This window comes from Cryobacterium sp. AP27, assembly GCF_056680495.1.
On sequence record NZ_CM155285.1, the window covers coordinates 554312 to 574721 of the forward strand.

The 20410-nt window shown below is 66.3% G+C and carries 14 protein-coding genes; 8 read left to right on the forward strand and 6 right to left on the reverse strand.

Going from position 1 to position 20410, the window contains the following annotated elements; all coding sequences use genetic code 11:
• Nucleotides 1-59 precede the first annotated feature (59 nt).
• A complete protein-coding gene (locus AC1MB9_RS02630) occupies nt 60-1037 on the reverse strand; it encodes an NAD(P)H-quinone oxidoreductase (RefSeq protein WP_479963493.1) in 978 nt (325 codons plus the stop codon).
• Between the two features lie 221 nt (nt 1038-1258).
• Here AC1MB9_RS02630 and AC1MB9_RS02635 point away from each other — a divergent pair, with 221 nt between their 5' ends.
• Nucleotides 1259-2923, forward strand: coding sequence for a tetratricopeptide repeat-containing diguanylate cyclase (locus AC1MB9_RS02635; protein WP_479963494.1), 1665 nt, complete (start codon nt 1259-1261; stop codon nt 2921-2923).
• A 525-nt stretch (nt 2924-3448) separates the two neighbouring features.
• Nucleotides 3449-5074, forward strand: coding sequence for a tetratricopeptide repeat-containing diguanylate cyclase (locus AC1MB9_RS02640; protein ID WP_479963495.1), 1626 nt, complete (start codon nt 3449-3451; stop codon nt 5072-5074).
• A gap of 149 nt (nt 5075-5223) precedes the next feature.
• On the opposite strand, the gene AC1MB9_RS02645 is transcribed toward AC1MB9_RS02640, so the two are convergent.
• The gene (locus tag AC1MB9_RS02645; protein WP_479963496.1) at nt 5224-5550 is read right to left on the reverse strand and encodes a cupin domain-containing protein; all 327 of its coding nucleotides are present in this window, start codon (nt 5548-5550) and stop codon (nt 5224-5226) included.
• A gap of 138 nt (nt 5551-5688) precedes the next feature.
• Here AC1MB9_RS02645 and nagA point away from each other — a divergent pair, with 138 nt between their 5' ends.
• Both nagA and AC1MB9_RS02655 read left to right on the forward strand, forming a co-directional pair.
• A complete protein-coding gene (gene nagA, locus AC1MB9_RS02650) occupies nt 5689-6846 on the forward strand; it encodes an N-acetylglucosamine-6-phosphate deacetylase (protein ID WP_479963497.1) in 1158 nt (385 codons plus the stop codon).
• A gap of 261 nt (nt 6847-7107) precedes the next feature.
• Nucleotides 7108-7893, forward strand: a complete 786-nt coding sequence (locus AC1MB9_RS02655; protein ID WP_479963498.1) for an aggregation-promoting factor C-terminal-like domain-containing protein — start codon at nt 7108-7110, stop codon at nt 7891-7893.
• On the opposite strand, the gene AC1MB9_RS02660 is transcribed toward AC1MB9_RS02655, so the two are convergent.
• Nucleotides 7894-8181: a DUF1294 domain-containing protein gene (locus AC1MB9_RS02660; protein ID WP_479963499.1), complete on the reverse strand. Its 288-nt coding sequence runs from the start codon at nt 8179-8181 to the stop codon at nt 7894-7896.
• A 342-nt stretch (nt 8182-8523) separates the two neighbouring features.
• Between AC1MB9_RS02660 and AC1MB9_RS02665 the strand changes: the two genes are divergently transcribed.
• From AC1MB9_RS02665 to AC1MB9_RS02675, 3 genes are all read left to right on the forward strand, one after another.
• Nucleotides 8524-13362: an NAD-glutamate dehydrogenase gene (locus tag AC1MB9_RS02665; RefSeq protein ID WP_479963500.1), complete on the forward strand. Its 4839-nt coding sequence runs from the start codon at nt 8524-8526 to the stop codon at nt 13360-13362.
• Nucleotides 13363-13981: 619 nt separating this feature from the next.
• Nucleotides 13982-15712 (forward strand): GGDEF domain-containing protein, encoded by a 1731-nt coding sequence (locus AC1MB9_RS02670; RefSeq protein WP_479963501.1) that lies wholly within the window; start codon nt 13982-13984, stop codon nt 15710-15712.
• Between the two features lie 315 nt (nt 15713-16027).
• The gene (locus AC1MB9_RS02675; protein WP_479963502.1) at nt 16028-17083 is read left to right on the forward strand and encodes a ScyD/ScyE family protein; all 1056 of its coding nucleotides are present in this window, start codon (nt 16028-16030) and stop codon (nt 17081-17083) included.
• A 45-nt stretch (nt 17084-17128) separates the two neighbouring features.
• Here AC1MB9_RS02675 and AC1MB9_RS02680 read toward each other — a convergent pair whose 3' ends face one another.
• Nucleotides 17129-17755: an MBL fold metallo-hydrolase gene (locus AC1MB9_RS02680; protein WP_479963503.1), complete on the reverse strand. Its 627-nt coding sequence runs from the start codon at nt 17753-17755 to the stop codon at nt 17129-17131.
• Nucleotides 17755-18849, reverse strand: a complete 1095-nt coding sequence (locus AC1MB9_RS02685; RefSeq protein WP_479963504.1) for an S-(hydroxymethyl)mycothiol dehydrogenase — start codon at nt 18847-18849, stop codon at nt 17755-17757. The genes AC1MB9_RS02680 and AC1MB9_RS02685 overlap by 1 nt, the downstream gene beginning before the upstream one ends.
• A gap of 136 nt (nt 18850-18985) precedes the next feature.
• Here AC1MB9_RS02685 and AC1MB9_RS02690 point away from each other — a divergent pair, with 136 nt between their 5' ends.
• Entirely contained in the window at nt 18986-19942 is a 957-nt protein-coding gene (locus tag AC1MB9_RS02690) for an L-lactate dehydrogenase (protein ID WP_479963505.1), read from the forward strand.
• A 109-nt stretch (nt 19943-20051) separates the two neighbouring features.
• Here AC1MB9_RS02690 and AC1MB9_RS02695 read toward each other — a convergent pair whose 3' ends face one another.
• On the reverse strand, nt 20052-20333 hold the full coding sequence (locus AC1MB9_RS02695; protein ID WP_479963506.1) for a glutaredoxin family protein: 282 nt from the start codon (nt 20331-20333) through the stop codon (nt 20052-20054).
• Nucleotides 20334-20410: the final 77 nt, after the last annotated feature.

Genomic DNA, 20410 nt, shown 5'->3' on the forward strand with positions numbered 1-20410 from the left:
GGGCTGGTGCTGGAATCGTAGGCCCGGGCGCCGCACCGGTCAAGGTCGCGGGACGGGCCTCAGGGCACGAGAACGATCTTGCCCACATGGGCAGATGCCTCGAGCCTCCGGTGAGCATCCGCCGCGTTCTCGAACGAATAGACGCTGTCAATGACCGGGCGAAACCTACCGGATTCGATCCAGGGCGAGACGGCAGCGTGCAGGGCCCGAATGATCTCCGCCTTCTCCGCCAGCGGGCGCGAGCGGAGGGTGGTGCCCCAGTAGCGCCCGCGCTTCTGCATGAGGTGGAAGGGGTTGAACGTGGCCGGTTCACCGCTCTGGTTGGCGATAACCATGATGCGCCCGTTGGTGGCGAGAGCCGCTATGTTGCGCGCGGCGTAGGAGCCGCCCATGATGTCGAGGATCACGTCGGCGCCGCGGCCATCGGTGGCGGACAGCACCTCGGCCACGAAGTCCTGCTGGCGATAATTGATGAGAATCTCCGCGCCGAGACTTTCGCAGACGGCGAGCTTCTCAGTCGAACCGGCCGTAACGGCCACGCGAGCGCCGATCATCCGGGCGAGCTGAATGGCGGTCGTGCCGATGCCGCTTGCGCCGCCGTGCACGAGCAGAGTCTCGCCGGGCATCAGGTCGGCACTCATGATCACGTTCGACCACACCGTCGCGAGCGCCTCGGGCAGCGCTGCAGCGTCAACGAGGTCCATGGTCAGGGGAACCAGCAGCACGAGGTCTTCGTGCACCACAGCCTGCGTGGCATACCCACCACCGGCCAGCAGAGCGCAGACACGGTCGTGCACGTCGAACCGGGTTACTTCTTGTCCCACTTCCGTGATCACGCCCGACACCTCGAGTCCCGGCCACGACGGGGCGCCGGCGGGTGGGGGGTAGGAGCCCTGGCGCTGGGCGATATCGGCTCGGTTGACGCCGGCGGCAGCGACCTTGATCCGGATGTCGCGGGGCCCGATGACCAGGTCGTGCACGTCGGTAAGTGTGAGTGTTTCGGGTCCGCCAGGTGAAGTTACCGTGATTGCGCGCATGCCCGCAGCCTACGCGCGCCGTGCGGCACGGCGCCATGGCACTCCTTGTGGGGGTGATGATTCTGGCAATCTCAAAAGAAACCCGACAGAACGACCGTTCTAGCCCCCCGGACTCCCTATGCTGTCACTACGGCCTGAATGCTTGGGCTGGTCGTAGCGGATCGCAGGCACGCGTCCCGCTACGGGTTCTGTTTGAGCCGAAAACAGCTGGGGGCGCAGTGATGGGATTTGACGCAGTCGTCGACGCGGACACATTGACCATCGACGCGTTGCTGGAGCGCAGCGGGCGATCGAGCAGGGATGGACAGCATCGGCTCGGTGCGGAACAGGCCGAAGACGCCTTGGCCGGGGGAGACGCGACTGCACTGCAGCAGGCTCAGGCTCGTGAGCTCCTGACTCTTCACCGGCTGCGTCTCGGTGACTACCAGGCGTGTGTCCGGCAGGGACTGCTCGCCCTGGAGTATTTCACCGAGGTCGGCGACCTGCTGGCCCAGTCGCGGGTGCACTGCACCCTCGCGCTGGCCTTCACCGACACGTCACTCAACGAGACGGCGCTTCGTCACGTGCTCGGGGCTCTCGGGGCGGCGCGAGCGTGCGGAGACCCGATCGCAGAGTTCTGGGCCCTCAGCCGCTCATCCATGGTGCACGGGGCGATGGGCGACGCCCCGCGTGCGGTGGAGCTGGGCACACAGGCTCTCGCCCTGGCGCAGACGCTGGACAATCACGAGACCAGTTTCGTCGCGCTCAACAACCTGGGCGACACGTACCTGGTGCTGGCGCGCACGTTGATGGCAAGCGACGAAGACGCCACTCAGCCCCTGAACAAGTCCCTGACACTGATGCGAGAGGCAGAAGGGCTGGCGCGGACACAGGGCAACCCGTTCAATCAGGCTCTGGCGCTCACCAACCTCGTCAGCATCCTCATCAAATTGGGCCAGCACGACGAGGCGCGCACGCACGGACACCAGGGCAAGATGCTCAGCCGGGCGCACGGCTACCGCAGCCTCGAGATTGACATCGATACCCAGCTGGCCGAACTCGTGCGGGCATCCGGCCGTTTCGATGAAGCCACGTCCATGATGGAAACCCAGCTCAGCGACCCCGATATCGACGAGGAACCGAAGCTGCTCGCGAAACTGCATCGATCCCTGTTCGAGATGCACAGGGCCGGCGGACGGTTCCAGCAGGCGCTCGAGCATCACGAGAAGCTGCATGCCGTCATGCTGCGCATGACGGTACAGACGGCCGGGCTGCAGTCCCAGATGCTGATCAACACGATCGAGATGGAACACGCCCGCCACGAACTCGAGCGCTCCCAACTGGAGGCCAAGATGGCGCGCCTCCGGGCCGATGAACTCGACGACCAGGCGCACACCGATCCGCTCACGCGCCTGTCGAATCGCCGCGCGCTCGACCGCGAATTGCCCTGGATGATGGGACTCGCCCAGAACAGCGTGCAGCCGCTATGCGCGGCCATGATCGATTTCGACCACTTCAAGCAGGTGAACGACCGGTTCGGTCACGGTACGGGCGACGAGGTGCTCACCATCACGGCGTCGATGCTGCGCACGATCACCCGCGGCACTGACCTTGCCGTGCGGGTAGGAGGGGAGGAATTTCTCCTCGTCTTCTCCGACACCACACTCGACTCGGCGATGCAAGCCTGCGAGCGACTGCTCACCTCCGTGCGCGGCTATGCGTGGGACGCCGTGGCCCCTGGCCTTGCCTGCACGGTCAGCGTGGGAGTGGCCGAGCTCGAGCCCAACGAAACGGTGTCGGCGTGGCTGGCCCGGGCGGATGCCGCGCTGTACGAGGCCAAGAACTCCGGCCGGGATCAAGTCGCGCTCGCCGGGACTGCGGTCCCGACGGCCCCGGCGTTCTCCTGACGCCGGCCTTGCCCAATGTTCGGCCCAGCGCCGGGGCGAGGGCCGTCCAGGCGCCCGTCCAGTTGTCGAAGCCGGTCGGTCCGCCCGGGGCCACGCTCTCCCACGGCCACCGCACCGGCAGGCCCCAGGATGTGGAGGCCGTGACGTCTGCGGGGGGTTTGAAGCTTGTCACGATGAGCACGTAGACGGGAATGAGCACGACGAAAACGAAGACGACCAGGAGCACATATTTGAGCGTGCGCCCCATGGTGAAGCGGCGCACCGGTTTGGGCGTGCGGGGCGCCGGTTCAGGCCGGGGCCGAGCGGCCGGGGGAACTTCCGAGCATTACAGCAATTGAGATCTTTGGCGAGAATGGCGCCCGAATGGCGCCCGCGGGACTCGACGGTGATTATGATTTCACTACGGTAAGCATTGAGGCGGCGGATAGTCTTGCCCTCGTCTCAGATTCGCTCAGAACGTTCACATAGCTGGGGGTGGGCTGCATGTTGGTTGCAGCGGATACTCGACGTCGAGAGCGCGATTCGATGTCAGTTCCCGACCTGCTCTCGCAGAGTCGGAGCGCGACGGAATCCGGCGAACACCGTCAGGGCGCCGAGCTGGCCGAAGCGGCGTTCATCCACACGAATGCGTCGCCGCACGACCAGGGTGAGGCTCGCGAACTGCTCGCCCTCCACCGGCTTCGCCTCGGCGACTATCAAAGTGCTGTGCAGCACGGGTTGCAGGCGCTCGAGTACTTCACGGCCAGCGGAAACCTGCTCGCCCAGTCGAGGGTGCACTGCACGCTCGCGCTGGCCTTCACCGACACGGCGCTGAACGAGACGGCGCTGCGACACGTGCTCGGGGCACTCGGCGCGGCGCGCGCCTGCGGCAACCCGACGGCGGAATTCTGGGCCCTCAGCCGGTTCTCTCTCGTTCAGGGAGCGATGGGGGAGGACGCGCGGGCGATTGATCTCGGACGGCAGGCTGTCGCCGTGGCGCAAACGCTGCAGGACCCGGAGACCAGTTTCGTTGCCGTCAACAACCTGGGTGACACCTACCTCGTCATGGCCAGGGACGCCGTCACCCGCGGCGACGACCCCACGCAACCCTTCACCGAAGCCCTGGCGCTGATGCGGGACGCGGTTGACCTGGCCGAGTCGCGGGAGAACCCCTTCAACGAGGCGCTGGCGCGCACGAACATGGTCGGCATCCTCGTGGGTCTCGGGGAGCATGACGAGGCGAGGGAGCAGGCTCGGCTCGGCCGGGCAATCGCCAACGCCCACGGATACCGTGGCCTGGAGATCGACATCGACGCGCAGCTGGCGGAGTTGGCGCGCGCGGCCGGTCGCTTCGACGAAGCCACGGCCATGATGGAGCTACAGCTCGCCGACCCGGACGTCGCCGATGAACTGAAGCTGCTGGTCAAACTGCACCGCTCGCTGTTTGAAATGCACAAGGCCGGTGGGCGTTTCGAGCAGGCGTTACAGCATCACGAGAAGCTGCACGCCGCGATCCTGCGCATGACCGTGCAGACGGCCGGATTGCAGTCGCAGATGCTCATCAACACCATCGAGATTGAACAAGCCCGGCACGAGGTGGAGAAATCCCAACTCGAGTTGCGGGTGGAACGCCTCCGGGCCGAGGAACTGGACGATCAGGCGCACACCGACCCACTGACACGGCTGCCCAACCGACGAGCGCTCGAGCGGGAACTGCCGTGGATGATCGGCCGTGCGCAGAAGAGAATGCAGCCGCTCTGCGCCGCCATGATCGACTTCGACCACTTCAAACGGGTCAACGACGAGTACGGCCACGCGACGGGGGACCGCGTGCTGACCGTGATGGCCGCGATGTTGCGCGCGATCACGCGTGACGCCGACCTGGCCGTGCGTGTGGGCGGTGAGGAGTTTCTGCTGGTCTTCGCCGAAACCGACCTCAACGAGGCCATGCGCGCCTGCGGACGGTTGCTCACTTCGGTGCGCAACTACGCCTGGGACACGCTGGCCCCGGGACTCACCTGCACCGTCACCGCCGGTCTGGCGCGGCTCGACGACAACGAAAGCATCACCGATTGGCTGGCCAGAGCGGATGCCGCCCTGTACGAGGCGAAGCGCGCCGGCCGCGACCGGGTCTCAACAGCGTCGTCCTCGCAGCCGAACCGACACCGCTGAGCACCCGTCCAACGATCAGCGTTCGGCTGTCGCGGTGCGGAACCGAACGGGGTGCCGGGGACGGGCCGTCCTCGAGCGGGTCGATGAAATGAACCACGCCGCCTCCTTCGTCACCCCCAGTCTGCCGCAGACCCGGCGGCGGTGGTCGGCTACCCGATCATCGTGAGCATCAGGCGGGACTCCTCGAGTGCCTCCACGGAGTGAGGCACGCTCGCGTCCAGCCGCAGCAGTGCGCCCGGTGGCAGCTCGTGCACGACCCCGTTCGCGGTGACGCGCAGCCGCCCGACCAACGCCTGCATCAGCAGCACCTTCGGACTGATGTGCTCCGTGAGAACATGCCCGGCCTCAAACGTGAGTACGACGACGCGAACTCCGGGAGAGCTGAGCACCTTGGCATGATGTATTCGCCCCGGCTCCACAAGCGTTCCATCAATGATGTCGGCAATGAAGGTGGTCGGACCAGCGCTGGTTTCCATACCCATACGATAGCCCCGCCCCGCCGAACGCACCCGCACTTGTCGGTTCGTCCCGGTGCGGCGATAGATTCACAGCATGCCAACGTTTCACCGTCTCCGCACTCCCGCCGTCTTCGTTCCGGCCGACACGGGTGCCCCGTGACCGCGGAGCGCACCGTGATCCACTCGGCCAGGCTCGTGTCCGGGGGAATCGTCACACCGGATGCCTGGGTGGTTTTCGAGGGAGACGTCATCCGTCGGCGCGGGGTCGGCGACACCTGGCGCCGCGCGGCACCGTACGCGCGACATGTCGTGGACGCGGCCGGCCGGGTGCTCACCCCCGGCTTCGTCGACATCCACTGCCACGGCGCCGGGGGAGCCGCATTCGACGACGGCGCCGCCGCCATCGACACGGCACTGGACGTGCACCATCGTCACGGAACCACTCGCATCATGCTGTCTCTGGTGACGGCCGGCCAGAGTCATCTGGAGGCGCGACTCGGGGCCGTGGCCGGCGCGGCCGACACGAATCCGCTCATTCTCGGCGCCCATCTTGAGGGCCCCTTCCTCGATCAGGCCTTCCGTGGCGCCCATGATCCGGCGCTGCTGCGGGCCCCGGATCCGGCGTCTGTGGGCCGGCTGGTCGCGGCTGGCCGGGGACACCTGAGACAGGTCACCCTCGCCCCCGAGCTGCCGGGAGCCTTTGCTGCAATCCCTGTTCTGGCCCAGGCGGGAATTGTCGTCGCGGTCGGCCACACCGCCGCCGACTACGACACCGCGCTCTCGGCCTTCCGGGCAGGGGCGACCGTCCTGACGCACGCGTTCAACGGCATGCCGGGGCTCCACCACCGGGAGCCGGGCCCGGTGGCGGCCGCGATGCGCGTCGCGGGGGTCACCCTCGAAATCATCAATGACGGCGTGCATGTGCACCCCGAAATGGTTCGACTGGCCTTCATGGGGGCTCCGGATCGCATCGCGCTGGTGAGCGATGCCATGGCAGCCGCCGGGTCATCGGATGGACGTTACCGGCTGGGAAATCTCTACGTCAGGGTGGAGAACGCCGTGGCGCGGCTGGTGGACGGCGGGGCGATCGCCGGCTCAACGCTGACACTCAATGCAGCGCTGCGTCGTGCGGTGCGCGACGTCGGTATCCCCCTCGAAACCGCCGTCGCGGCCGTCACGCAGACGCCCGCCCGGGCCATCGGTCGCGGTCACGACCTGGGGCGGATCGCCGTCGGCTACGCGGCCGATGCCGTGTTGCTGAACGACGAATTCGAGGTCGACGCGGTATTCGCGGCGGGCCGACGACTCGTGTGACCAACACACCAGGAACGAGAACTCGTCCCGCCCCGGTTCCAGGGAACCTGAAACCACACGAAATTTGTAGGTTTTACTGAGGATCTGTCCAGAAACCTATGGAATGTTTATGCTTTCGCCTGCGCCGCACTGGAGTGCGCGGGCCCGACGCTCAGTGAGCCGACGCTCTTGGGCGTGAGGCCCACGGCTTGGTAGGTTATGCGCCACAAATCATCCGTTTCCACCTCAGTCAATTCCACTCCCCACAAGACCACTCAGCGCTTGAAGCGTTTCACGCTTGGTAGCGTCGCCGTGTTGGCGATCGCCGGACTCGCCACGGTCAGCGTCTATGCCGGGCAATCTGCCGCCGACAGCCGTGAAAGTGTCGCCGCCACCAGCGCCCTGAGCGACACCACGGGCCGCCAGCACGATCAGCTGCAGGCCTACAGCACCATCGCCGAGGCCCACACCGACAAGACCGCGTCGGTCACCCTCGATGAGGCCAATCAGGTTCTCGCGAGTACCCAGGGCAAAGCGGACGCCTCCGCGCTCACCGCCGTCAGCAGTTCGCTCGCCAGCTTTGAGAGCATGCCGATCGACCTCGTCGTTTCTCTGACCGCGGAGACGCAGGCCGAAACGGCCGCGTTGAGCGCTGCGGCAGCCGAAGCCGACCGGGTCGCTGCTGAAGCCGCCGAGGCCGAGGCCGCTGCTGCCGCCGCCGCCGAGGCCGCTCGCATGGCCGCCCTCGCCACCACGAACACGCCCGCCGGCGCGAAGGCCGCGGCGCAGTCCCTCGCCTCCTCGAAGTACGGCTGGGGCAGCGACCAGTTCTCCTGCCTGAACCAGCTGTGGGAAAAGGAATCCGGCTGGGACTACCAGGCCTATAATCCCAGCGGTGCAACCGGCATCCCGCAGGCGTTGCCGGGAAGCAAGATGGCCTCGGCCGGATCCGACTGGGCCACCAACGCGAGCACGCAGGTCGCGTGGGGGCTCGAATACATCAGCTCATCGCGCTACGGAACCCCGTGCGCGGCGTGGGCTCACTCGCAGGCCAACAACTGGTACTAGTCAGTACGCCGCCCCGGTCGCGACATCGAGGAGGGCTTCCCGCACCCCTGTCGTGCCCGCGGCGAACACCGCAAGGTTCAGCACCACGGAGACCCAGAAGGCCCGCCGAAAGGTCACCTTCTGGGTCTTGTGGCGCAACGTCTGTTGGGCCACAATCGCGCCGGGCCAGCCGCCGAGCAGGCCCAGCAGAAGTAGCGTGCGCTCAGAAACCCGCCGACGGTGCGCCCGCGCCGCCGACTTGTCGACGGCATACAGAACGAAGGCGGCAATGCTCGCCAGGGAATACATCGCGGCAACCCAGAGCGGAACCGGTCTCCATATGCCGATAACGGCATAAGAGATAAGGAACGCGGCGATAAGGAGATACCCGGCCCGACCGGAACGCCGGTTTGGTGTTGGACGCGAGGGTGATGTGCCCCTGCCGCGCCTCACTGGAGAACCCATATTCCGAGCGTAACCGTCGGATTATGCCGTTCTGCTCCGACTCGGCCGGTCACATCCGCTTTATCGCCAGAAGTTGGCTAGCCTAGAGGAGTCCTGCACGTTTTGCAGGGCCCGATCGGTGTATGCCGGGGAAATCTCCGTGGATTGCGTGGCACCGTTCCAGAATGTGATGGAGGAGTTTCTACAATGATGTCTGAGCCCGCTGCGATCGATCAATCCACGGTGGAACGCACCTTCCTTGCGGACTACTACGAGCATCTGATCGACGATGATGCGCAGAACTACACGGACGACGTCCTGCTGGAACGAGCTCTCGCACACTGGCAGGTTGCGCGCATACGCACACCCAAAACGGCGAACGTGGACGTTCGCACCGAAAAGGGTCGCAGCGTGGTGTTCATCGTCACCGATGACATGCCCTTCCTGGTGGACTCCGTCATCGCCGAACTCGTGCGCCAGCAGTCCGCCATCCACCTGGTCGTGCACCCGCTCCTGATCGTGGCGCGAAACCGGGAGTCAAATGAACTCGTCAGCATCGCGAGGATGCCCGCCAACGTCGGCGTGGCCAGCGGCGACACCTCCGCGATGCCGAGCATTTCGCACCTGATCGCCACGGGCGGCAAGGCCTCTCACCTCGAGTCCTGGATCGCCATCGAAATCGACGCGGCCGGCGAGGCGGCCCGGCAACAGCTCATTGCCGGGCTGACCGCCGTGCTGGACGACGTGCGTGCCGCCGTGGAGGACTGGTCCCTCATGCGCAGGAAGGCGATCGAGATCGCCGACAACCTCAGTCGCGTGGCGCATGGCGAACAGATTCATGACCTCAGGCAGACACAAGACCTGCTGCGCTGGCTTGAGAGCGACAACTTCACCTTCCTCGGCTACCGCGAGTACGACCTCGAAGCCCTTGAGGGTGAAGACGTGCTGACGGTCCGCGACGGAAGTGGCCTGGGGCTCTTGCGCTCCGCGGAGGACCGTCATCAGATCCAGCACCTCACCGAGGCCGGACGCACCAAGGCCAGGGAACGCACCGCCCTCGTGATCACCAAGGCCAATTCCCGGTCGACCGTGCATCGGCCCGCCTTCTTCGACTACATCGGCATCAAGAGCTTCGACGAAAACGGACTCGTGAGCGGCGAGCAGCGCTTCATCGGGCTCTTCGCGGCCAGCGCGTACACCAGCTCCGTGGAGGTCGTGCCCGTGCTGCGCGAAAAGGTCGCGGCCGTGCTGAGGGAGGTCGGTTTCCCGCCTGGATCCCACAGCGGCAAGGACCTCCTCGGCATTATGGAGACCTACCCTCGCGACGAGCTCTTCCAGATCGAAGTGCCCGCGCTCGTCGTGGCGGCCCTCGCCATCCAGCGACTGCAGGAGCGACGCCGCACCCGACTTTTTCTGCGCCCCGACGTGTACGGACGTTTCATGTCCGCCCTGGTATATCTTCCGCGTGATCGCTACAATACGGCCGTTCGGCTGCGCATCGAAAAGGAACTGCGCGACACCTTCGACGCGGATTCTCTTGACTTCGAGGCCCGCATGACCGAGTCCGCGCTCGCCCGCCTGTTCTACCGCATTCGCTTGCCGCAGCCCAACGCCGTGGACGAGATCGATGCCCTCGCCCTGGAGCGCCGACTCGCCATGGCGGTGCGGTCCTGGCCGGAGGGAATTCTCGACGAACTACGCGGAATGCATCCGCTCGAGGAAGCCGATCGCCTCGCCGCGGTGTGGGCCGAGGCCTTCCCGGACAGCTACCGCGTGGACTACGAAGTCGAAGATGCCCTGGAAGACATCGTCCGGTTTGAGGCGTGCGCACTGGCAGCCGTTCGGGCCGAAGCGTCCGGCGCGGCGCCGGTGCGCCCCGGACTCCATGTGTACATTCCCGAGGCCAGTGATTCGGCCCCGGTGCGCGTGAAGCTGTACATGATGGAGTCGCAGAGCCTCAGCCAGATTCTGCCGTACTTCCAGAACCTCGGCATCGAAGTTCTCGACGAGGTCCCCTTCGGCATTGAGACCTCCGACGGCCGTGAATTCTTCCTCTACGACCTGGGACTCGTCTATCCGGACGGCGTCGACCCCCTGGCAACCGGCGAGCTGCTCGCGGACTCGTTCGGCGCCGCGGTGAGCGGGGCCATCGAATCCGACGGCCTCGACCGCCTGGTCTTGCGCGAGGGCATGGCCTGGCAACGCGTAGTCATTCTGCGCAGCTACGCCAAGTACCTGCGCCAGATGGGCAACACCAACTCCTACGAGTTCGTCGCGAACACCCTGCTCGCCAATCCGGTTGTCGCAAGCGGTCTCGTGGCGCTCTTCGAGGCGCGCTTCGACCCCGACCTGAGCGATGACGAACGGACGCCGCGGGTCGCTGACGTGCGTGCCCAGCTCACCGCTGCCATGGAGGAGGTGGCAACGCTCGACGCGGACCGCGTGCTGCGCACGTTCATCAACCTCATCGAAGCCTCCCTCCGCACGAACTTCTTCCAAACCAAGCCCTACCTGAGCATCAAGCTCGATCCGACCGAGATCGCACTCCTGCCATTCCCCCGGCCGAAGTACGAGATCTGGGTGTACTCGCCCCGCGTCGAGGGCGTGCACCTCCGCTTCGGCAAGGTGGCTCGCGGCGGCCTGCGCTGGTCTGACCGCAAGGAGGACTTCCGCACGGAAGTGCTCGGTCTCGTGAAGGCGCAGACGGTGAAGAACGCCGTGATCGTTCCGACGGGCGCCAAGGGCGGATTCTTCGCCAAGAAGCTGCCCAACCCCGCGGTCGACCGGGCCGCGTGGATGGCCGAGGGCGTGGACAGCTACAAGACCTTCATTCGCGGGCTGCTTGACCTGACCGACAACCTCGTGACCACGCCTGACGAGGGGGAGCGCATGGTCCCGCCGCCCCGTGTGGTCAGCCATGACGACGCGGACACCTATCTGGTGGTGGCCGCCGACAAGGGAACGGCCTCCTTCTCCGACATTGCCAACGGCCTCGCCGCCGAGTACGGCTTCTGGCTCGGGGACGCCTTCGCGTCCGGCGGATCGGTCGGCTATGACCACAAGGAAATGGGAATCACCGCGCGCGGCGCCTGGGAATCGGTGAAGCGCCACTTCAGCGAGCTCGACGTCGACTCGCAGAACGAAGACTTCACCGTCGTCGGCGTCGGGGACATGTCGGGCGACGTCTTCGGCAACGGCATGCTGCTCTCCCGGCACATCAGGCTCATCGCCGCGTTCGACCACCGGCACATCTTTCTCGACCCCAATCCCGACGCGGCGATCTCGTTCGAGGAACGCGCGCGCCTATTCGCGCTGCCGCGTTCGTCGTGGATGGACTATTCCGCCGAGCTGATCAGCGGCGGCGGCGGCGTGTATCCGCGTCAGGCCAAGTCCGTGCCGATCTCCGCCGAGGTGCGCGTCGTGCTCGGGCTTGCCGAAGGCACGACTCGGCTGAGCCCGCCCGAATTGCTCCGCGCGATTCTGACGGCGCCCGCCGATCTGCTGTACAACGGCGGCATCGGCACGTACGTGAAGGCGAGCACCGAAACAGCCGCCCAGGTCGGCGACAAAGCCAACGACGGCATCCGGGTCGACGGCAAGGACCTGCGCGTGAAGGTCGTCGGGGAGGGCGGAAACCTCGGCCTCACCCAGCTCGGTCGCATTGAGGCGGCGCGGAACGGCGTCATCCTCAACACCGACGCCATCGACAACTCCGCCGGCGTCGATTGTTCCGACCACGAAGTCAACATCAAGATTTTCGTGGACCGTATGGTCGCCGAGGGCAAGCTCGACGCGGCCGAACGTTCCGAATTCCTCGCGGAGATGACGGATGAGGTGGGGCGCCTGGTCTTGCAGGACAACGTCGACCAGAACATCCTCCTGCTCAACGACCGGGTGCTCGTGAACAACTGGAGTCCCAGCTACGAGCGCCTCATGAACTGGCTCGAGTCCGCCGGTGATCTGCAACGCGACCTGGAAGCGCTGCCCACCACGGCGACACTGCGTGAACGACTCGACCAGGGGCAGGGCCTGACCTCGCCCGAGTTATCGGTGCTGGCCGCATACGCGAAGATCGAGCTCGCGACCGCGCTGCGCGACAGCGACCTGGCGGATGACCCGTGGTTCGGCGGCACACTGCGGCGCTACTTCCCGGCTCAGCTCGCCGAGCGTTTCGATGCAGAACTCGATACGCATCCGCTGCGTCGTGAAATCATCGCAACGGTCGTCGCGAACGACATGATCAATCTCGGCGGGATCACATTCGCATTCCGCACCATGGAGGAGACCTCGGCAAGCCCGGCCACGGTGGCACGCGCGTTCGTGGCCCTGCGCGAGGTCTTCGACCTCGACGGCATGACCGATGCGCTCAACGCTCTGCCGTCCTCGTTCCCCACCGGGCAGTGGACGGCGATACACCTCGATATTCGCCGTCTGCTCGACCGGGCGGTGCGCTGGCAAGTGAACCAGGGCGACACCCACACGGTGGCCGAGGTTGTCGAGAAGTACAAGCCGCAGGTGCATCGCCTTCGCTCCAACCTCACCCAGTACCTGCAGGGCGCCGATCTCAAACGCTTGCAGGCGCAGATGCAGCAGGCGGAGGAGTGGGGCGTCCCGGAGGCGCTCGGTCACCAGTGGGCCGAGCTGTTCGAAGCGTTCGCGCTGCTCGACGTCGCCCGGGTCGCGGCGCGCACGCAGGAGCCGGTCGAGGTCGTCGCGGCGGTGTACTACCTGGTTTACGACCGGTTCCGTGTCGACGACATTCTGGTGCGGATCACCGCGCTCCCACGCAAGGACCGCTGGCAGTCACTTGCCCGCGCCGCCCTGCGTGACGATCTCTACTCGACCGTCGCCGACATGGCCAAGGCCATTCTGGAGGCCACGGAGAACGGGACGGCCGAAGAACGGCTCCTCGCCTGGGAGGCCCTGAACGTCGAGAAACTGGAGCGGGCACGCAGCGTGTTCGAGGAGGTCAATGCGCTCGGCCAGGACGACATGGCGTCGCTCTCCGTCGCCCTGCGCCTCCTCCGATCGATCGTGCGGCGCTAGCACCGGTACGAGCGCCGGCACCGTTGCCGAATCGGGCAGAGCCTCCTGAGTCAGGAAACTTTGCCCGATTCGGCAATTATTTTTGCGGCCCTGAACTCGGTGCCGCAAGGGCACCACATCCCTGAATGCGCCGTTGCCCCGGGTCGCGGCGAGCAGGCGCGCACCGGCCCCCGCAGCGCCGGTGGCACGACGCGCAGAACGCACTCGAGCGTGAGGGCGGCGACCCGAGCGCCCGGGCCCTTCACCCGCGCGCCCCGCGGATCACGCCACACCATTTGCCATGAAAGTCCCTGATCAAGGGCCCTTTACGTTCGGCTTGAGTGTGGGACCGAGGGTGTTGAGCTCGGCCATTCGATGCCTCCGGAGCGCGCCGGCAGGGTCGCCGTCGGGGGGATGTCAGGCGAATAGTCGGTCCGGTGAGACGTCGATGTGCGGGACGTCGCACCCCGCCTTTTGGTCGATTAATGACGGAGGTGAGCGATGTTCATGCATGGGGACAACTCTCTGTCTGTCCTCCCGACGCTCGTGCGCGTCCCCGAGCCTCCCGATCGTGTGAAGACAATGGGAAATCACCTGCTAGGTTCGGAAACAAACCTGGAAAATGTTGGGGGGTGGACGCGTGACTTTAGACAATTGCGTGCGAGAAATGTCGCCGTCGAGCGACGGGCCCGCCGGCGCGTCCACTCTCCTGATTAACGTCGATGCCCCCCTGCCCGAGCCGTCGAGTCTTCTCAGGCGGGCGCACAGATCCATCGATGAGACACTCGCCACGTCCGAGCAGTTCGGGGCGGAAGGACGCCACCGCGATGGGGCGGAACTAGCCGATGCCGTGCTGGCGGGAGCGAACATCACCCTGGCGCAGCAGGCTCGCGCCCGGGAACTGCTCGCCCTGCACCGACTCCGACTCGGTGACTTCGCGGCATCCGTCCACAACGGTCTGCTGGCGCTGGAATTTCTGGCGAAGTCCGGTGACCTGCCGCGGCAGTCCAAGCTGCACTGCACCCTCGCCCTCGCCTACCACGAGACGGCGCTCAACGAACCGGCGCTGCGGCACGTGCTCGCCGCGCTTGAGGCAGCGCGCGCGGGCGGAAGCGCGTCGGCAGAGTTCTGGGCGCTGAGCCGCTCGGCTATGGTCCACGAGGCGATGGGGGACCCCGAGCGTGGCGTCGAGCTGGGACGCAAGGCATTCGAGCTTGCGCGCGGCCTCGACGATCCGGAGATCGCCTTCGCGGCAAGCAACAACCTGGGGGATACCTATCTCGAAGTGGCGAGAGGCCAACGGATCGCCGGAGTCGACCCCGGCCCCGCGCTGACCGCGGGGCTCTCCCACGTGCGGGAAGCCGTATCCCTCGCGCAGGCGCAGGGGCATTCCTTCTACGAATCGCTCGCTCGAACAAATCTCGTCAGCCTCCTGACCGAACTCGGGCAGTACACCGAGGCACGGGAACAAGCCGCGCGGGCCAGGAAACTGGCGAGCGACAACGGCTACCGCAACGTGGAGATCAATAACGATGCGCAGCTGGCCGTCATCGTGCGAGCGGAAGGAAACCTGGACGAAGCGACCGCCATGATGGACGCTCAACTCAAGGATCCGTCCTCGGAGGGCGATCTTGAATTGCTCGCCACCTTGCACCGGGCACTCTTCGAGATGCACAAGGCCAGCGGCCGGTTCGAGCAGGCGCTGCAACACTACGAGGCACTCCACGAACTCACGTTTCGGATGACGCTGCAGACCGCCGGGCTGCAGGCCAGGATGCTCATCAACACCATCGAAATTGAACAGGCGCGTCACGAGGCCGAGCGTGCCCGTTTCGAAGCGCAGATGGAACGCGTCCGAGCCGAAGAATACAGTACAGAGGCCAAGACCGACCCGCTCACGCTGTTGCCCAACCGTCGCGCCCTCGACGGTGCACTACCGGCCATGATCGCCCATGCGCGCGACACGGATGAGCCCCTGTGCGCCGCCATGATCGACTTCGACCACTTCAAGCTCGTCAACGACTCTTTCGGCCACGGCGTCGGCGACCAGGTGTTGATCGCCATGTCGGCGTTGCTGCGCGAGGTCACCCGTGAATCCGACCTGGCCGTGCGCATGGGCGGCGAGGAGTTCCTGCTCGTCTTCGCTGATACCCGGCGTGACCGCGCTGCGCAGGCGTGTGAACGACTGCTCGATGCCGTGCGTAGCTACCCCTGGGATACCCTCGGCGTGGACCTCGCCTGCACCGTAAGTGCCGGCGTTGCCCAATGGCGACCGGGGGAGACCACGTCTCACTGGCTCGCGCGGGCCGACTCCGCGCTGTACGCATCCAAGCGCGGCGGACGAGACCAGGTCAACACCGACCCGCTCTAAAGGTTACCGCCGTGCGCGCGTACGTGTCACCCACGAGCCGGTCGGGGCCGCAGGTTTGTCGTAGCCGTGCGCGCGTGGTGGCGCGGCCGTGTCCACAGCCGAACGCTGCCGGCGAGACCCGATGAGCACCGATCAGCCTTGGCATTTGCCTTGACTGTCCGATGAGCCGGGGCCAAAATGTCTGTGAAACAGCCCAGCAACAGCTCTGCACTCATCTTGTGGACCTTCGAGCGGACTTAGCGGTGAATCGACGGCCATGCAGCGCAGCGGCGCCGTGGAAATCCGGCCGCGCTTTATCCCAACGGAGGGAAGATCGTGGGCATCAAACGAATCATCACTTTCGCCGCGCTCGCGGCGGCGCTCGTGGCACCGTCGCTCGTGCTGCCGGCCGCAGCAGGAGCGACGACGACACCGCATCATCCGCCAGCAACACTCCTGGTGTCGGGCCTCCAAGGAACGACCGGCGGCACGATCGGCCCCGACGGGGCGCTCTACGTCACTGAAAATGTGCTCGGTATCGTGACCCGCATCGATCCGAAGACGGGTGCCACCTCAACATTCGCCAGCGGACTGCCGACGACAGTGATCGGCATCGAGGGCCCGGTCGATGTCGCCTTCATCGGCAACACGGCCTACGTCCTGGTCTCCGTGGTGGGTCCTGAGGTCGGTGGCACCAATATCAACGGCATCTATCGGATCGACAGTCCCACGACGTTCACGGTGATCGCGGACCTCGGGGAATTCTCCCGCACGCATCCGCCGGACACGGACTATTTCCTCGCTGATGGCGTCCAGTTCTCGCTCCAGCCCTTCCGCGGCGGCTTCCTCGTGACCGACGGGCATCACAACCGGGTCCTCAACGTGACGCTGGCTGGAACCGTGACCGAGCTGATCGCCTTCCCCGACATCGTGCCGACCGGCCTGGCCGTGTCAGGCAAGACCATCTACATGGCCGAGGCCGGACCGGTGCCGCACCTTCCGGCGACAGGCAAGGTGGTCTCCTTCGGGGCGAAGCATCCGGTGGCGAAACATGTCGCGTCCGGCTACAGCCTGCTCGTGGACGTCGAGGTCGGCCGGTGTGGCACGGTGTATGCCCTGTCGCAGGGCGATTCGCCCGGCGACGTGCCTGCCGGCTCCCCGGGTCTACCCGACAGCGGCGAGCTGCTGCGTGTCAACGCCAACGGCACGTTCTCTGTCGTTGCGGATGCCCTCAACCTGCCGACCTCGGTCGATTTCGTGACGGACACGGCATACATCGTGACGCTGGGCGGTGAGGTGTGGACGGTGGCCGGGGTATCCGGCCACGACCACGGCCAACGCGGCGACTGCCGAGACAACGGGCACGGTGACCACCACGAGGAGCGCGATTAACGCCGCCGCACGGGCGGAACGCCGAGGAGTGGATCGCCGGTCGGACTAGTGCCCGCGGGCGATCCACGCCTCCCGGTTGGGGGCCTCGTCGCCGATCGTGGTCGACTCACCATGTCCGGTGAGCACCACGGTCTCGGCCGGCAGGGTGAGCAACCGCGTGGTGATCGAGTCGATGATGGTCGGGAAGTCGCTGTAGGAGCGCCCGGTCGCGCCCGGGCCGCCGTGGAACAGGGTGTCCCCGCTGAAGAGGGTGCCGAGCTCCGCGGCGTAGAAACAGACCGCACCCGGGGAGTGCCCCGGCGTATGAATCACCTCCAGTTCGGTGCCGGCCACGACGATACGCTGCCCGTTCTCAAGGGGCAGATACGCGGCATGTGGATAGACGGCGCGCCAGAGCATGTCGTCGGCCGGGTGCAGGTGCGCGGCCACCGGCGTGCTCGACTGCACACCGAGGACCGCGCCGATGTGGTCGTTGTGCGCGTGGGTGCAGTAGATGCCGAGCAGAGTACGGCCTCCGACGGCCGTGAGAATGGCCTCGGCGTCGTGGGCGGCGTCGATCACGATGCACTCGGTGTCGTCGCCGACGATCCAGACGTTGTTCTCAAGCTCCCAGGTGCCGCCGTCCAGGCTGAAACTGCCGGCCGTAACGAGGTTTTCGATGCGGGCGGCCATCAGAGCACCACGACCGAACGCAGCACGTCGCCACGGGCCATCTTGTCGAAGGCCGCGTCGATACCGTCGATCCCGATCCGCTCGCTGACGAACTCGTCGAGCGGCAGCCGACCCTGCAGGTACAGGTCCGTGAGCATCGGGAAATCCCGCTCCGGCAGGCAATCGCCGTACCAGGAGGACTTGAGCGAGCCGCCGCGACCGAAGACGTCGAGCAACGGGACCTCGAGCATCATCTCGGGCGTCGGTACGCCGACCAGAACGACCGTTCCGGCCAGGTCACGGGCGTAGAATGCCTGCCGCCACGTTTCGGGGCGGCCGACCGCGTCGATCACGACGTCGGCGCCGAAGCCGTCGGTCAGCGCCTGCACGGCGGCGACCACTCCGGCCTCGTCGAGGGCGGAGGAGTCGATCTCGTGCGTCGCGCCGAGCTCGCGCGCCTTGCTGAGCTTCTTCGGGTCCCGGTCAATGGCGATGATCACGGATGCGCCGGCGAGCTTCGAGCCCACGACCGCCGCATTGCCCACGCCGCCGCAGCCGATGACGGCGACCGAGTCGCCGCGGGTCACATTACCGGTGTTCATGGCGGCGCCGATGCCGGCCATGATGCCGCAGCCGAGCAGCCCGACCGCCGCGGGGTCGGCATCCGGGTTCACCTTGGTGCACTGTTTCTCGTGCACAAGGGTTTTGTCGGCGAAGGCGCCGATTCCGAGCGCGGGGCTCAGCTCGGTGCCGTCCGGCAGGGTCATCTTCTGCGCGGCGTTGAAGGTGTTGAAGCAGTACCAGGGCTCGGCGCGTTTGCAGGCACGGCAGTCGCCGCAGACGGCGCGCCAGTTGAGGACGACGAAGTCGCCGACAGCGACGTGGGTGACGCCCGCGCCAATGATGCTTACGCGTCCCGCGGCCTCGTGCCCGAGCAGGAACGGAAAGTCATCGCTGATCCTGCCCTCCTTGTAGTGGAAGTCCGTGTGACAGACGCCGCAGGTGTCGATGTCGACGACGACTTCGCCGGGGCCCGGGTCGGGAATGACAATATCGGTGAGTTCCACCGGTGCGCCCTTCGAACGAACGATGACGCCGTGAACGGTGATGGGCATGAAGCTCCTCGGAGAGTGGCGGGCGGTCCCTTCACCCTACCCAACGGCCGGTGCCGAGTTGCTGAGGTCCGGTGACAGGCACGGGCGCGCGTGCCGGTCCTTTCGAGTTTCTCGAGAACACGCCACACTGGGAGGCATGAATCCGGCCAGGGAAAGCACATTGTCGATCATCGGAGCCGGCAGTGTGGGGACATCCGTCGCCTATGCCGCCCTGATCCGCAACTCCGCGCTGCAGGTGGTGCTCTATGACATCAACCGGGCCAAGGTCGACGCGGAGGTGCTCGATCTGGCACACGGTACGCCGTTCACCGGCGCGTCGCGGATCAGCGGCGGCAGCGACCTGGCCGTCGTGGCCGATTCGGACGTCATCGTCGTGACAGCGGGCGCGAAGCAGGCACCCGGCCAGACGCGACTCGAACTCGCCGGGGTGAACGCCGGCATCCTGGCGCAGCTGATGCCTCAGCTCGTGGCCCTGGCCCCGAACGCGGTCTTCGTTTTGGTGACAAACCCGTGCGACGTGCTCACGGTGGTGGCCGCAGACTGCGTGGATCTGCCGCCGGGGCGGTTGTTCTCCTCGGGAACGCTGCTCGACTCGGCCCGGCTGCGCTGGCTGATCGCGGAGGCAGCCGGCATCGCGGCGCAGAACGTGCACGCGTTGATCGTCGGCGAGCACGGCGACAGTGAGTTCGCCCTGTGGTCGGACGCCTCGATCGGCCAGACGCCGCTGTCCGACTGGAATGATGACGCGGGGGCCCGGCTTTTTCCGCGGGACCGGCTGGCGGCCCTCACCCGGGACGTCGTGCGCTCGGCCTACCGCATCATCGCGGGCAAGGGCGCGACGAACTACGCGATCGGGCTGAGCGCGGCGCGCATCGTGGAGGCCGTTCTGCGCAATGAACGCGCCATCCTGCCGGTGTCCAGTGTGCTGCGCGGCTATCGCGGCATCGACGGGATCGCGCTGAGCGTGCCGTCAATCGTGGGCGCCGGTGGGGTACAGCGTGTCGTCGACGTGCCGATGGATGACGTAGAACTGGCCCTGCTGCACCGCTCGGCCGAGGCCCTGCAGGAATCGCTGCGTTCCGTCAGGGCATGAGGGGTGCACGAAAACCGGTGAAATCTCGGACACGCCGGGTGGGGCGGCGCCTCACCACGGCGTGTCGCGCGAGCACCGGTTTTGCGGACCGTTCTTGCGGATGCCGGGGTTAGGAGATCGCGCCGAGCGCGGTGAGCTTGGCGTGCAGGGCCGAATCCGTGGGCTCGACGACGTGCGTGTCGTCAGGGAAGACGATGACCGGGATCTTGGAAAGGCCGCTGATGGCCTTGGCCCGGTCGGCGCCGTCTTCGACGGTCTCCAGGTCGACGTAGTCGTAGTCGATGTTGAGAACGTCGAGCAGCTTCTTGGATCGACGGCAGTCGCCGCACCACTGAGCCCCGAACATCGTGATGCGCGGGCTCTGGACGGTGGGTGCTGCGGAGTCTGTCATCTGTCAACAGTAGAGGCGGAACATCCGCCGACCCTGAGTGCCGCAAAACCGGGGAATATCCCGACACGGCGGGCACG

Coding starts and splice junctions, on each gene's coding strand:
- AC1MB9_RS02640 (WP_479963495.1), top strand. CDS start 3,449: ATGTCAGTTCCCGACCTGCTCTCGCAGAGTCGGAGCGCGACGGAATCC.
- AC1MB9_RS02685 (WP_479963504.1), bottom strand. CDS start 18,849: ATGCCCATCACCGTTCACGGCGTCATCGTTCGTTCGAAGGGCGCACCG.
- AC1MB9_RS02665 (WP_479963500.1), top strand. CDS start 8,524: ATGATGTCTGAGCCCGCTGCGATCGATCAATCCACGGTGGAACGCACC.
- AC1MB9_RS02660 (WP_479963499.1), bottom strand. CDS start 8,181: ATGTATTCCCTGGCGAGCATTGCCGCCTTCGTTCTGTATGCCGTCGAC.
- AC1MB9_RS02635 (WP_479963494.1), top strand. CDS start 1,259: ATGGGATTTGACGCAGTCGTCGACGCGGACACATTGACCATCGACGCG.
- AC1MB9_RS02690 (WP_479963505.1), top strand. CDS start 18,986: ATGAATCCGGCCAGGGAAAGCACATTGTCGATCATCGGAGCCGGCAGT.
- AC1MB9_RS02645 (WP_479963496.1), bottom strand. CDS start 5,550: ATGGAAACCAGCGCTGGTCCGACCACCTTCATTGCCGACATCATTGAT.
- AC1MB9_RS02695 (WP_479963506.1), bottom strand. CDS start 20,333: ATGACAGACTCCGCAGCACCCACCGTCCAGAGCCCGCGCATCACGATG.
- AC1MB9_RS02680 (WP_479963503.1), bottom strand. CDS start 17,755: ATGGCCGCCCGCATCGAAAACCTCGTTACGGCCGGCAGTTTCAGCCTG.
- AC1MB9_RS02630 (WP_479963493.1), bottom strand. CDS start 1,037: ATGCGCGCAATCACGGTAACTTCACCTGGCGGACCCGAAACACTCACA.